Annotated in this window: 13 protein-coding genes and 2 pseudogenes; 6 read left to right on the plus strand and 9 right to left on the minus strand. The window is 69.7% G+C overall.

Annotated elements, in window-relative coordinates; translation table 11 throughout:
• Positions 1-413 precede the first annotated feature (413 nt).
• Both ACSRUE_RS06805 and ACSRUE_RS06810 read left to right on the plus strand, forming a co-directional pair.
• Positions 414-839: a hypothetical protein gene (locus ACSRUE_RS06805; protein WP_441290307.1), complete on the plus strand. Its 426-nt coding sequence runs from the start codon at positions 414-416 to the stop codon at positions 837-839.
• Positions 840-860: 21 nt separating this feature from the next.
• A complete protein-coding gene (locus ACSRUE_RS06810; protein ID WP_441293208.1) occupies positions 861-1076 on the plus strand; it encodes a hypothetical protein in 216 nt (71 codons plus the stop codon).
• A 312-nt stretch (positions 1077-1388) separates the two neighbouring features.
• Here the strand turns inward: ACSRUE_RS06810 and ACSRUE_RS06815 are convergent.
• Positions 1389-1658, minus strand: a pseudogene (locus ACSRUE_RS06815) (hypothetical protein); the annotation flags it as partial.
• Here ACSRUE_RS06815 and ACSRUE_RS06820 point away from each other — a divergent pair.
• Together ACSRUE_RS06820 and ACSRUE_RS06825 are read left to right on the plus strand one after the other, a co-directional pair.
• Positions 1566-2024 (plus strand): hypothetical protein, encoded by a 459-nt coding sequence (locus ACSRUE_RS06820; protein ID WP_441293209.1) that lies wholly within the window; start codon positions 1566-1568, stop codon positions 2022-2024. The pseudogene ACSRUE_RS06815 and the gene ACSRUE_RS06820 overlap by 93 nt on opposite strands.
• A gap of 86 nt (positions 2025-2110) precedes the next feature.
• The gene (locus ACSRUE_RS06825) at positions 2111-2833 is read left to right on the plus strand and encodes a hypothetical protein (RefSeq protein WP_441290308.1); all 723 of its coding nucleotides are present in this window, start codon (positions 2111-2113) and stop codon (positions 2831-2833) included.
• Positions 2834-3049: 216 nt separating this feature from the next.
• On the opposite strand, the pseudogene ACSRUE_RS06830 reads toward ACSRUE_RS06825, so the two are convergent.
• Positions 3050-3139: pseudogene (locus ACSRUE_RS06830) on the minus strand (lipase maturation factor family protein); the annotation flags it as partial.
• A gap of 85 nt (positions 3140-3224) precedes the next feature.
• Here ACSRUE_RS06830 and ACSRUE_RS06835 point away from each other — a divergent pair.
• Both ACSRUE_RS06835 and ACSRUE_RS06840 read left to right on the plus strand, forming a co-directional pair.
• Complete coding sequence (locus tag ACSRUE_RS06835) at positions 3225-4790, plus strand: MYXO-CTERM sorting domain-containing protein (RefSeq protein WP_441290309.1); 1566 nt, start codon at positions 3225-3227, stop codon at positions 4788-4790.
• A 136-nt stretch (positions 4791-4926) separates the two neighbouring features.
• The gene (locus ACSRUE_RS06840) at positions 4927-6591 is read left to right on the plus strand and encodes a CotH kinase family protein (RefSeq protein WP_441290310.1); all 1665 of its coding nucleotides are present in this window, start codon (positions 4927-4929) and stop codon (positions 6589-6591) included.
• A gap of 303 nt (positions 6592-6894) precedes the next feature.
• Here the strand turns inward: ACSRUE_RS06840 and ACSRUE_RS06845 are convergent, their stop codons facing one another.
• From ACSRUE_RS06845 to ACSRUE_RS06875, 7 genes are all read right to left on the minus strand, one after another.
• Positions 6895-7461: a YaeQ family protein gene (locus ACSRUE_RS06845; RefSeq protein ID WP_441290311.1), complete on the minus strand. Its 567-nt coding sequence runs from the start codon at positions 7459-7461 to the stop codon at positions 6895-6897.
• Positions 7462-7693: 232 nt separating this feature from the next.
• Complete coding sequence (locus ACSRUE_RS06850; protein ID WP_441290312.1) at positions 7694-8257, minus strand: hypothetical protein; 564 nt, start codon at positions 8255-8257, stop codon at positions 7694-7696.
• Positions 8254-8862 carry a hypothetical protein gene (locus ACSRUE_RS06855; RefSeq protein ID WP_441290313.1) on the minus strand — a complete coding sequence of 203 codons (609 nt, stop codon included), beginning with the start codon at positions 8860-8862 and terminating at the stop codon, positions 8254-8256. Before ACSRUE_RS06855 ends, ACSRUE_RS06850 begins: the two co-directional genes overlap by 4 nt.
• A gap of 381 nt (positions 8863-9243) precedes the next feature.
• Positions 9244-9741, minus strand: a complete 498-nt coding sequence (locus ACSRUE_RS06860) for a hypothetical protein (protein WP_441290314.1) — start codon at positions 9739-9741, stop codon at positions 9244-9246.
• Positions 9731-12094, minus strand: coding sequence for a glycosyltransferase (locus ACSRUE_RS06865; RefSeq protein WP_441290315.1), 2364 nt, complete (start codon positions 12092-12094; stop codon positions 9731-9733). Before ACSRUE_RS06865 ends, ACSRUE_RS06860 begins: the two co-directional genes overlap by 11 nt.
• A complete protein-coding gene (locus ACSRUE_RS06870; protein ID WP_437763236.1) occupies positions 12091-12507 on the minus strand; it encodes a hypothetical protein in 417 nt (138 codons plus the stop codon). Before ACSRUE_RS06870 ends, ACSRUE_RS06865 begins: the two co-directional genes overlap by 4 nt.
• Before the next feature lie 14 nt (positions 12508-12521).
• A complete protein-coding gene (locus tag ACSRUE_RS06875) occupies positions 12522-13031 on the minus strand; it encodes a hypothetical protein (RefSeq protein WP_441290316.1) in 510 nt (169 codons plus the stop codon).
• Between the last annotated feature and the right edge of the window lie 26 nt (positions 13032-13057).

A 13057-nucleotide genomic window follows, 5' to 3' on the forward strand; every position in this document is an offset into this window, starting at 1 on the left:
TGGTCCGGCGGTTTCGGTTGACCAAGCTGGCCGCTCCAGAGCGACTTCGGCGGCGCTCGTCGGGGTGTTCTGGTCGCTGGCGTTGCGCGCGATGGTGCGTTCCGTGACGAGCGGGGCGCCGAGGCAGGTGCTCGAGGTCGCCGACATCGAGGCGCTCGCTTCGGCGTAGCTCGCGGCGCGGAGCTGGCGGCGAACGGTCGAGCTGGCGCTTTCAGCCGCGCGCGCCGGCGCCCGGTGATAGAACGACCGCCGTGAATCCGCATACGGACGCTGGCCCGGCGAGCAGCGACTACCTGGATCGCCTGATGCGCCGAGGGTCTTTCGAAGCCCTGTGGCCGCTCTTCGCCAAAGCCACGCGCCCCGCCAAGGAAATGACCGAGAGCTATTCGGCGCTCGAGCACCTGCGGCCCTTCATGTCCGGCGCGCCGTGCCGGGTCATCCACGTCGGCGACGGCGCCCACGCCCGCACCGGGGCGTTGTTCGCGCTGAAGACGGAGACGGAAAACGTCAGCGTCGATCCGGTGCTCAACGAGCCGCTGGTCGAGGCCTGGCGCACCCGATTCGGCATCCGCCGCTTCGCCTGGCAACGCGCCGACGTCTTCGCGGCCATCGAACGGCTCAACGCGTTGCCCGACATGCCCGTGCTCGTCACGTTCGTGCACGCCCACGTCCCCATCGACGATGTCCTCGCCCGGCTGCGCTGGAACGTCGCGTACACGCTCGCCTGCTGCCAGCCGGGTCATCAGCTGAGCCAGCAGCACGACGTGCTCGCGACCGGCGAGGACCCGTACGTGTTATCCAGCGGACGGCGCTTTCAGGTGCTCGCCCCGCGCGCGTGAGCGCGGGACGCCGCGGCCGGTGTGGCCCTGCGCGAGGTCGGCTCGCGCGCGCTCGCCCCGCGGTTTTCGCGGATCGAGACGCGCGAGGACCGGGACGCGCTCGCCTCGGCGATCGACGCGCGCCGGATCAACGTGATGGTGGTCGCGCCGCTGCGGGACATCGACGATCCGCGGCGCTTCCGGATGGGCGTGCACTGGCGGCACCGCGCGACGCCGGAGCGGCGCTTCATCATTTGAAGGCGGCGGCGCACCGTGGAAGCGCACGCCCATGGCGGTCTTCTCGAAAACGCCGTCGATTGCGAGCGTGTGGAAATGAACGTGAACGTTCAAGCTCGAGCCGAATCTCTGAGGGAACCCGACCGAGCCCGTCCGTGCGCCAGCGATGCTCGCGAGCCACGTGGTCATGCGGGCGATCTCCTCCGCGAAGATGCGCTCCATCTCCGCGAGGATGTCTGACCTTTTGGTCGCAAGCGCACGTAGCTCGAACGGAAGCGATATGACCCACTGCCTGACGGGCACGTTGGGCAAGATACGATCGACGAGCGTCGCCGCCTCGTTGCACATCCGGCGTGAGGCGCAGCTGGGGCAGAGACCGCGGTACTTGCACGAAAAGGCGACGAGCACATCGTGCCCGCAGGTGATGGGAAGTTGGGCGCGCCCCGTCCGACCTCGCGCTTGACATGCCGAAGGTCCTTGGCGAGGATCGGCGGACACGAGGAGGCGACGATGCGGATATCCATCGCCCAACGAGCGATGTTTGAGCGGGAGGTCGACGTGCAATCGACGCTGCGGGTGATCGCGCACCTCTGTGCATTTCACGCGAGCGCCATACGAGGCACCACCCCGCCGGGCCCGTTTTGGCCCCACGTGCGTGCCGGCATGGCGCGGGCACGGTCCCACGGTATCCGCGCCGAGTGGGCGGTGACGTCGTTCGTCGCGATGATGTTCGAGATAGGTCCGGACTTCGATACGCAGCCCGAGATCCGGGCCTTCCTCGAGGAGGGCAGCGGTTTGCCGGAGATGCGGCTCATGGAAGCCGTCGAGCGTGCCCCCGAGGAGAGCTGGACGGACGCCGAGGAAAACGCCGATCCCGGGGCCTGGGCCATCCCCGACGATTGGGCGGAGGACGACCCCGCGCCCGCCGCCTGGGCCGGGGTCTCCACCGATCGAATCGAGGATCCGTGACGATTTGCAAGAAGTGCGCTGGCAACATGCGCGGTGAGGGCACCCTGTGCTTTTACTGCCGGGGCCGGTCCGTGCCGCGGGTCCCGATGAAGAAGACCACGCAACGGGACAGGAGGCAGGCCAAAACCAAAGCCCAGACCATCGTGAAGACCGCTCGCAGCGACGACGCGCTCCCCAATCAACAGGCCGTCGCCGTCCAATCCTGCCAGACGTCCATCGTGCAAGAAGAGATGGAGAAGGCGCGCAAAGGCGGATACGTCTATAGGTCAGCGGTGGCGCAAGGGCTCGCTCGTTTCCCGATCGGGGAGACGGGCAACGTGTTGATCCTCGCCACCGAGCACGCAGCCGTTGGGCTCCAGTCGCAGGCCGTCGTCAACTTGAAGAAGGCTATGCCCGAGGAGGTGGCCGTGGCCCGCTTCGGCGACTCGTTCGACAAGGGTCTCTTGGCCGTGATGGAAGACAAGAACTTCGACTTCACCGAGCTGGACCGAGTGGGCGGGACACGCCTTCTCGATCAGTGCGAGGCTTGGGCCTACAAGATTCACACGCTCTTTCAGAGGCACCGCGAGGTCGTCATCCATTGCAACCACGGGCGCACACGGACGCCGATCGTGGCCATCGCCTATCTCTGGCTCTATAGCAACGCAGGGGAGACGATCAAAGCGCTGGCAAAGTCAGTGCGCGACAAGATCATGACAGAGCGGCCGAACTGTGGGCAGGTGTTGGGAGACGGCAGCAAGATGGTCAACGTCTTGGAGCACGGTGCGCTCACGCGAGAGAGGTGGAAGACACGGCAGGGGAAGAAGTGAGCCACCGCCGAATTGATAGTCGGAGAGCGACGCTTCCCCCGCGATCAGGCGAAAGCCGTCCGGCTTCACGAGCGCGCCCCAGTGGCGGGCCTTGGCGCAGATGGAGCAGTTGCACTTGCCGGTGCCCTGCGCGAGATCGGTGTCCGCCTCGAACCGGACATAACGCACGTTTCATGAGCACGGCCCACTCGACGTTGCGCGACGTTGCGATCTCGGCGGGTTCGGGACCGGCTGCGTCTCATCGTGGTAGACAAGGCAGGTCAGGTCGCGCCAGCGCGGGTCGCCGCGGAGCTTGATGAGTCCAGCGCGCAGGGGGAGAAGGTCGCGCACGGCCGTCACACGTCGCACGCGCCGTCTTGACGGACGAGCGCACCCGCGCATCCTGGCCGCCATGTCGCTACGCCGCGCGCCCGTCGCTCCGCTCGCCCTGCTCACCTCCCTCCTCGTCGCCACCCCCGCCGCGGCGGCCGTCGTGCCGGTCGGCACCGCCGACGAGCTCGTCGCCGCGATCGGCGCGGCCAAGGCCGGCGACGAGATCGTCCTCGCCTCGGGCACCTACGCCTTCGACGGCGTCTCCTGCGCGGCCGCGGGCACCGAGGCCGCGCCGATCGTCGTGCGCGCCGCCGAGCCGCTCGGCGCGATCGTCGAGCTGTCGGGCCTCGAAGGCTTCAAGGTCAGCGGCCCGAACTGGCACTTCGAGGACCTCGACATCCGCGGCGTCTGCGCCGACGACTCGGACTGCGAGCATGCCTTCCACGTGTTCGGCGCGGCCAGCCGCTTCGCCCTCCGCCGCTCGAAGGTGCGGGACTTCAACGCCCAGCTCAAGATCAACGCCGCGCAGGTGGACGGCGTCTGGACGGCCCCCGACGACGGGCTGATCGAGCGCTCGGAGCTGTTCGACACCCACCCGCGCAGGACCAGCACGCCCGTCACCAAGATCAACATCGACGGCGGCAAGCGCTGGAGCGTGCGCGACAGCTACCTGCACGACTTCCAGAAAGACGGCGGCGACACCGTCAGCTACGGCGCGTTCATGAAGAGCGGCGGCTCGAACGGGCTCTTCGAGCGCAACCTCGTCGTCTGCACCACCGCCGGCTCGCCGGACGGGGCGCGCATCGGGCTGTCGTTCGGCGGCGGCGGCACGGGGGCGCAGTACTGCGCCCCGGCCTACGACCCCGACGTGCCCTGCGAGGTCGAGCACACCGGCGGAACGATGCGGAACAACATCATCGCGAGCTGCTCGGACGTCGGGGTCTACTTGAACCGCGCGGCGGACACGCGGCTTCATTTCAACACGCTGATCGCGACGAGCGGGATCGACTTCCGCTTCGCGACGACCAGCGGCGTCGCGCGCGGCAACGTGCTCACGGGCAAGATCCGCGACCGCGACGGGGGCACGCATCAGGAGAGTGACAACCTGGCCGAGGTGGGACTCGCGACGTTCCAAACGTGGTACGAAGATCCAGGTCTCGGCGACCTGCACATCAAAGGGGATGTGGCGTCGCTCGTCGGCGAAGCGCCCGCCGAGGCCGCGGTGACCGACGACTACTGCGCGCGCGGGCGGCCGGGCAGCGGGAGCTTCACGCTCGGCGCGCTCGAACATTCGCTCGGCGACTGCGCGACGGTGCCTCCGCCGGGGCCCTCCGGCGACGGGGGCGCGGGCGGCGGCACCACCGGCTCGGGCGGGATGGGCAGCGGCGCCGCATCCGCGGGTGGGATGGGCAGCGGCGCCGCATCCGCGGGCGGGGGTGAGGCAGGCGGCGCAGGCGGCACCGGCGCAGGCAGCGGCACCGGCGCGGCCGGCGGGGGCGGCGACGCCTCCAGCGACGGCGAGGGCTGCGGCTGCCGCGTCGCGGGCGTCGGCGGAAACCACACCCTTGGCCTCCTGACGGCGGCCCTCGCCGCGTTCGCCCTCCGGCGACGACAGGCCTCCTCGCCGCGGAGCGACGCCCGTTAGGTGGAGGGGGGCGACTACGATCCACCCGGGCTCGCACGGCGGCGACCCCCCGCAGGCTTCCACCTGGTGATCCCGTCGATCCCGGGTCACGGGATCTTCACGAGCGATCCGGGTAACCTGTGCGGGAATGATCGACATGTCGAAGCTCGCGGCGCTGCGGATCGCGGGGGTGTTCGTGTTGGCCTCGCTCGGGGGCTGCTCGAGCGAGGCGAGGGATGACGCGAAAGCGCCTGCCCCGAAGTCGTTGGCCGTCGTGTTCACGCCGAAGGGAGGCACCTTCCAGGCGTCCGAGCCCGTGGAGCTCACGGTCGAGGACGAGCGCGCTGTGGTGCACTTCACGACAGACGGCTCGCTGCCCACCGCGAGCTCGCCGGTCTACGTCGAGCCGCTCGTGCTCACCGCGTCCACGCGGGTGCGCGCCCTCGCCGTCGTCCCGGACGCCGCGCCTTCCGGGGAAGGGGGCAACGGGGGAGAGGGCAGCGACGGGGCCGACCTCCTCGGGCCGATCGCGACCGAGGCGTATTTCAAGGTCGCCGCCGATAGCGCGGAGTTCAGCTCGGAGTTGCCGATCGTCGTGATCCACACCTTCGAGTCGAAGCAGCTCGACCCGCTCGGCACCGAGTTCGTCCCGGCCACGTTCATGCTGCTCGAGCCCAGCGCCGGGCAGACCAAGCTCCTCGGCCGCGCGAGCTTCGATGGTCGCATCGGCATCCACGTCCGCGGCGCGACGTCTCGCGAGTTTCCGAAGAAGCAATACGCCGTCGAATTTCGTGACGATGCTCTGGACACGGATCTCGACCGGGAGTTCCTGGGGATGCCGGCGGACTCCGACTGGGTGCTCAGCGATCCGGTGAGCTTCGACCGCTCGCTGATCCGCAACGCGCTCGCCTTCGAGATGAGCAACCGCATCGGCCGGTACGCGCCGCGCACGAGCTTCGTCGAGGTGTTCCTGGTCGACTCGGGGGCCGACGTGGCGAAGCAGAGCTTCCTCGGGTTCTACACGGCGATCGAGAAGATCAAGCGCGGTCAGGCGCGTGTCCCGGTGGCCAAGCTCTCGGCCGACGATCTCACGGAGCCGGACGTGACCGGCGGCTTCCTCTTGCGCATCGACAAGGGCGACGATCAATTCAAGGCCGCCGGCCAGGACCTCCAGTTCGTGTACCCCGATCCGGAGGAGATGCTGGCCCCCGCGCGAAAGCCGCAGCTCGACTACATTCGCCGTTACATCGACGACTTCGGTCAGGCCGTCGACGCGGATGACTTCACGCAGCCCAGCAGCGGCAAACACTACTCGAGCTTCATCGATCAAGACGCCTTCATCGACCACAACATCATCAACGCCCTGACGAAGAACGTCGATGCCCTGCGGATCAGCACGTATTTCTTCAAAGATCGACAGGGCCTCCTCTCGGCCGGTCCCGTGTGGGACTTCGACCGGAGCCTCGGAACGCTCCACGACGAACGCGCGGTCGAGCCGGAGGAGTGGAAGCTCGCGGGCTCCGACGGGACCGACTACTTCACGGAGGGCTGGTGGGGGTCGCTGTTCCGCGATCCAGCGTTCAAGGCGCGGTACAAGGCACGATTCTTGGCGCTGCTCCAGGGCGAGCTCGCGCCCGACAAGCTCGACGCCATGGTGGACGATCTGGTGCGCAAGGCGGGAGCTCCGGCCGTGGAGAGGAACTTCGCGCGCTGGCCGGACTCCCCGCCTCGCGATGGGTCCCACGACGCCGAGATCAGCCTGCTCAAGGACTTTCTCCGCAGGCGGGCCAGCTGGATCCGCGACCAGCTCATGACGTGGTGAGCACGTCGCCGCTCAGGCGATGCAGGCGACGCGCCGGCGTCAGCTCGGCTGTCCGGCTCACGCCGAGGCCGCTGTCCGTCCCAGCCGCAGCCTCCGCCGGGCGCCCGGATCCGCCTTGCGCCGCACGTGCCCCTGCCGCACGAGCCGACGGAACGCGCCCACCCGCGCGGCGCGGGAAGACGAGATGCCCGACCGGCGCGGCGCGGGCGAAGTGAGGCAGGCTGATGGCCTGCATCCACACCGACGACACCGGGGAAGCCGAGCGCTCCGGAGGTTAGAACCTGGCCTCTCGTCTCGACGCGATCACGGCTCTTCGAGCCGCGAGCGGACGACCTCGCCGTCGAGCGTGCTGCCGTCGGCCTCGATATAGAGGTGATCGCCCACGATCGTGACCGCCCATTTGCGCCGCAAACCCGTGTTCTCTGCGAGCGCGGCGACGAGGCGGTGGTCGACGGTGGAGAGCGAGATCGCGCCGGTGACCTTGCTCGCGCGCGAGGCGGCCTCACGCGCGCCGGACACGAGCTCGTCGCGCCGGCGTGCGTCCGAGAAGAGCGCGTGAACGGCCACGCCCGCGTTGTGCTGCACGACCCTCTTGAGCTTCTCGAACGGCGCCGCGCCGCACTCGATCCAGGTGAGGACGCGGCCCGCGGGATCGCGCGTCCAGAGGTCCGCCCCCTCGGCGTCGGCGAGCCCCGGGCCGAAGGCGAGGCCCTCCTCGTGAAAGAGGCAATACGCGAGCACCCGCAGCATGACGTGCTCGGCGCTCTCCGACGGGTGGCGGGCGACGATCACCCGCTCGCTCGCCTCCCGGCCGCGATCGACGTGCGAGAGGTCGATGCGGAAGTCCATTCGCGTCGAGGGAAGTGCCATCGATGCTCCCGCTAGCCTCGATGCGCCGCGCCGCTGTCGCCGGACGCGGCTTCGGGCAACACCGCTGCCTCTTCGTGTTGTTCCCGCCGTAGGCGGGCGTCGAGCACGAACGGGCCGAGGGGATCAGCGACGCGAGGAGCGCTCGGAGCCCCTGCCCCATCGACCAGCGCCCGGCGGCCACCGCCTCGGTCACGCCGAACACGTAGAACACGAACAAGAGGGCCCCGAGCTCTCACAGCGGCTCGATGCTCAGAAGATCGCCCGCCAGGTGATAAACGCGGTAGTGGGCGCCGTGCGTCGTGAGCTCCCACGCTTTCTGCGAGACGACGAAAGCGACTCCGCCGATCGCGTAGCGCCATTGGCTCGGCATGCCGCCGCGGCCGTCGATGTGCACCTTCTGGAGCGGCCCCTGGGCGACCAGCGCGGGGCTCTGGGCGTACGCCTTGCGCCTCGCGCTGACCTTCCAGAACGTCAACAGCGCACCGATACCGAGCAACCCGCCCAGCACGACGCCGCCCCCGCCAAGCGCGTAGAGCCCGTTCATGTCAATGTCGGAGATCGGCTTCGAGTAATCGTCGTGGAGGTAGAGCGCACCTCCGACCCCCCCGGCGGCGACGAGTAACCCGAGCAGGAGCAAGAACACCCCGCTGCCGATGCCGGAGCTCTTGCCGCGCTTGGTCTGCGCCGGATGAACGCGCCCTTGCCGGTTCATCTCGAGCTCTTCGAGCGTGAAGCCGTGGGCCGCTCCGAGGTCTCTGAGGTACGCCTGCCGCGGACCTGCGGGTGAGGTCATCATGCGAGCCTCGAGTGACCCAGGGCGACCAGGGCGTCAATGGGGGCTTCGAGCTCGGCGGGCTTCAGCGGCTGACCGCCGTAGGAGAGACAGAGCTCGCCGTTGTCGTAAGAGAGCCCGACCTGATTCATGGGCAGCTTGAGCAGGGCTGCCTTCACCGCCGAGCTCATGAGCGCACGAGAGAGGGCGGGCGAGTCGCTCCTGAGCGAGATCATGCGATCGAAGCTCGGGTCGCCCGTCGGCACCAGGTGGTACTGCGGGCCGCCCGCGCCGCGCGTGATCTGGAGCGAGAAGCGATGCGGCGCCGGATACAACGAGCGCGCATAGAAGGCCGTGGAGGTGGTTCTGGTATTGCCCACCATGCTCCAGGTGGAGATGACGCGGAGCGGCACGTTCTGCACGGCGCCGGTGAGCGACTTGACGCTGCGCTGTGACGTGAGCGCGTTGCCCTCGTTCTGCTGATCGAAGGTCAGCCCATACCTCGTCGCACAGTTCGGCCAGACCGCGTCCGTCGCGCGCGAGAGCTTGATCGCGGCCGCCACGATCGCGACCAGGACGAGGGCGCCCGCCCCGAGCCCCAACCATTGGAGAAATTCGTACGTGCTCATGTCGTGTTCGCTATCTCGGAAAGAGATTACTCGCCTTTGGAGAGGCGCGACAACGGGCCGCTCTCGCGCCGCGAAATTCCCTGCGGTGAGGATACTCGCCACCGATCATAAGACATGGCGAAACACGGGCCACCCACCCTTGGGCGTTTCGAATGAACGTGTCGCGACGATCAAGATTCAGCGAGGCGGGGACGGGTGGGTCGTGGTCGGGAGGAGCGTGCTTTCGAGAGGATAGCCCACGCGCAATGCCATTCCGACCTGTCAAGAATTTCCCGCCAACGACCGGCTGTTGACATAACGTACAAAAGTACGATCCACGGATCCGCCTACAAAAACCCAGACCGAGATCAGGGTCGGCTCAACTCGCACCGCAGGCTCGGCTCACCCGGCCGCGACGCGCAGCACGTCGGACCGGAGGTGGAGAAATGACGCGTGCACGTAGCGCACGAACGGCGCCTTCAGGCCGAAGAACTCCGCCAGATCGACCTCGGCCACGGCGCGGAACATCCCCTGATCCAGCACGGGAGCCTCCGTGCGGAGCGCGCCCCTCGCGAGGCTCCGGCAGATGGGCGACGCCGACGCGGGGTGGATGGCGACCACCAGCGTGGCGGCCCACGGGGCAGCGGCGAGCCGCGCGCCCATGGAGCTCGGATACCGATAGCGGAGCGCGAGCACGGCGCCCCGCAGCGCAGCCTCGAGAACAGGCGCCGCCTCCGCCGCGGACCGGGCTGGCGAGGTGGCCTTCGCCCCCGCGGGCGCGCCCTTCACCCCCGCAGGCGCGCCCGCTGGCCCGGGCGCGCCGCCGCACCCGCCGAGCGCCACGAGGCCGGCCCCCGCGGTGACCTGCGCGATGAACGCGCGCCGCCCCTCACTCGCCATGCGACGGCCCCTGGAACCTGCGCCGGCGCGCCTGCCCCACCAGCATCCGCGCCGGCGTGATGCGGCCCAGCGCCGCGGCGCTCTCCTCCGCCGTCGGCCGCACGGGGTGACCCGGCGGGAGCTCGGCGACCATGCTCTGCCACAGCGCGAGCGCCCGGTGCTGGTAGATCTGCGCCAGGCTCGATCGCGGCGAGAGGAAGCGCTGGCCGAGCACCATCGCCCTCTCGAGGAACGCGATCGCCTCGTCGTCGCGGCCGTCGTTCAGGAGGTGGAGCCCCTCGTTGTACCAGGGCATCGGATCCGCCGGATCCTCCTCGCGCATGCGCTGGTTCGCCTCGAGGTAGCGCGACAGCTTCTCTTCCATGACGCCGTCGTCCTTCAGGAAGCCATAATGCTGGATCTCCACGCCGGCCGGGCGGACGACGAGCTCGGGGTGCCGGTCGAGGCTCGGCTGCACCGTCTCGTGCACGGCGCGCCCGTACCGGATCCTCGCGTCGTTGCGGAACAGCCGCACGGCGATCGTCATGACGGGCGGGCCGTCCTTCTGATGATTGGCGATCTCGAACGAATAGGCATGGACGTCGAGGTCATCCATGAGCCGCACGACGCGCGGCAGATCCCAGTGCGCGAGCTCCTCGTCCGGGTCGAGGCTCAGGATCCAGGGCCGCGTGGCCATCTCCAGGCCCACGTTGCGCACCTCGGCCAGGTCCAGCCGGTCCGTCCGGTGGACGCGCACCCGGTCGGTGAACCTCCGCGCGATCTCGACGGTCGCGTCGTCGCTGCCGTTGTCGACGATGCAGATCTCATCGACGAACGGCTCGAGGAACGCGAGGAACCGCTCCAGCCGCTCCGCCTCGTTCCTCGCGATGATGCAGAGCGATACGCCGGACGCGGGCGCATACCTGCGCAGCGTCACCGTGTTGCTCGCGAGATCGGCCAGCTCGGGAGGCGCGCCCGGGCGCGGCGGCGTGTACGCGCCCGGCCGCCCGTGGAGCGCGAGCCGCGCCTGCCGCGACGCCTCGGTGTCGTAGCCGAGCCGCCGCACGCGGACGTCGGTGAAGCGCCCGCACCCGTCCGGCATCTCGGGGATGCCGCCGCCGGGCAGGCCGCCCTCGGCCCCGCGGGCGGCGCGCACGCCCGGCTCGCTCCGGTACATGCGGTACCCCGACATCGCCCCGAGCGCGCCGTCCGCCCGGAAGTACGTGCGCGTCGGCTCCCAGAACGTGTACCAGTGGAAGCCGAGCGCCTTGATGTGCGGATCGGCGAGCTGCATGAGCCGCTCGGCGCGCGCGCGGTCCATCTCGAACACCTCGTCGGCGTCGACCGCGAGGATCCAGTCCGGGGAGAGCTCCGCCGCCATCTGCAGGGCGCGGTCGCGATCGCGCCGTTCGTCCACCGCCGGCGGCAGCTCCGTCCGCTCGACCCTGGCCACGGCGGGGTGCGACCGCGCGATCGCCCCCGTCCCGTCCGTCGAGCCGTCGTCGAGCACGACGATCGCGTCGGCGAACCGCGCCGTCGCGTCGAGGCTCTCGCGCAGCGTCGCCTCCGCGTCCCGGACGCGGTACGCGGCCACGAGCCGCGTCTTCCCGGCGCGGCGGGCGCGCCACTTCTCGAAGAAGAGCTCCGCGCCCCCGAGGCCGCCCTGCGCGCCCGGGAACGCCTTGCTCAGCGTGGCGCTCCCCTCGTGGTGCACGTACACGTCGCTCGCGATCATGCACTCGAAGCCGCGCTCCTGCGCCCGCAAGGCGAGGTCGGCGCCCTCGTGGCCCACCGGGAAGAACCGCTCGTCGAGCCCGCCGATCTCGGCGTAGACCTCGCGGCGCATCATCAGGCAGAAGGTCGAGAGGGCGAACGACGGCGCCCACCGCCGGCGGAACGCCTCGCGGTGCTCGGCCGCGAGCTCGTTCAGCGCCTCCGGCTGGAACGGCGGCGGGTTCTGCACCTTCTGCGGGCCGCGCGCGCTGTTCGTCACGGGCCCGACGAGTCCGACGCGCCGCGCGCCGGGCACGGCCCGCGGCGCCTCCTCCATGCACTCCCGCAGCCCCTCCAGCCACCTCGGGGTCACCACGACATCGTTGTCGAGCAGCACCAGGTAGTCCCCGGCCGCGACCTCGAGTCCCCGGTTCGCGCCGCCGGCCAGGCCGAGGTTCTCGTCCAGGAAGATCGTCTTGGCGCCGTCCCCGAGCCGGCGCGCGACGTCGGTGAGGTAAGCGGGGGTGCCGTCCTCCGAGCCGTTGTCGACGAAGACCACCTCCGCGTCCGAGGGGAGCGTGCGGAGGAGGGCGTCCACACATCGCGCCGTGTACTGGAGGTTGTTCCACGTGACGACGATAACGGAATAAACAGGCGTCATCGGGCACCGGGCGGGGCCATGAGGCGAACCACGTTGGAGACGTACTGGCGATACGCCGCGTGCAGATAGAACGCCCCGACCCGGGGTGCCAGGACGATCTCGCACCGGAAGCTGCCCACGAGGTCCGCGCCCACGTCGTCGATGTCGTCGGGGAAGACCAGCCTCGGCCCGAGCAGAGGCACCGTGACGCCGCCCTGCGCGGGGGCGTAGATCAGCGTGAGAAAGACGCCGCGGAGCACCTCGGCGCGCTCGACCTCGATATCGACGGCGGGCACACGCGAGCTGCCGTGGACGACGTGGACGAGGGCGCCGCCCTCGACGGTGGGCGGGCCCGGCTCGGCGAGGACGACGCCCGCGCCGGAGGTCGCGGGCGTCTCCGCGGTGAGGCCGAAAGAGACGGATCGGACGAGCATGGGTTCACCGCCGGTCAGAATTCGATGGCCTTCTTCTCGACGAGATCGATGCCTATCACGTTCGACACGTAGTTCTCGAGGACGAGGTACACATAGACGCTCGGCCGGTAGCGGGGCACCGCCACGGCGCAGGGGAACGCGACGGTGACGTTGAGCCAGGCGCCCTGGTACCCCTCGGACGCGAGGCTGCCGCGGCCCGGCATCGGCAGCGCGGGCTCGGCGAGCTGGTTCGGACCGTCGCGCTCGCCGGCCGGGAACTCGATGAACGTGTTGCGCGCGAGCAGGGCGCCGCCGTCCGCCTGCTCGATGTCGTGGACGACGAGGACCATCGACTCCTCGACGTCACGGTAGCGGCTCGCGACGGCGTCCGGGAACAGGAACGAGGCCGAGACGTCGAGCTCCACCGTGCCCGCCGCGAAGGACACCCGCGAGATCGCGAGTCGGATGGCCTCCTTGCCGGCCGCGATCTCGGGCGAGCCCGCGTGGGGGGCGAAGCCAAAGGGTGTCCGGGGTTCGATCTCCATGGGGTCCTCTCGACGTGGGTGCGGCG

The organism is Sorangium sp. KYC3313 (assembly GCF_052075895.1).
Lineage (GTDB): Bacteria > Myxococcota_A > Polyangia > Polyangiales > Polyangiaceae > Sorangium > Sorangium cellulosum_B.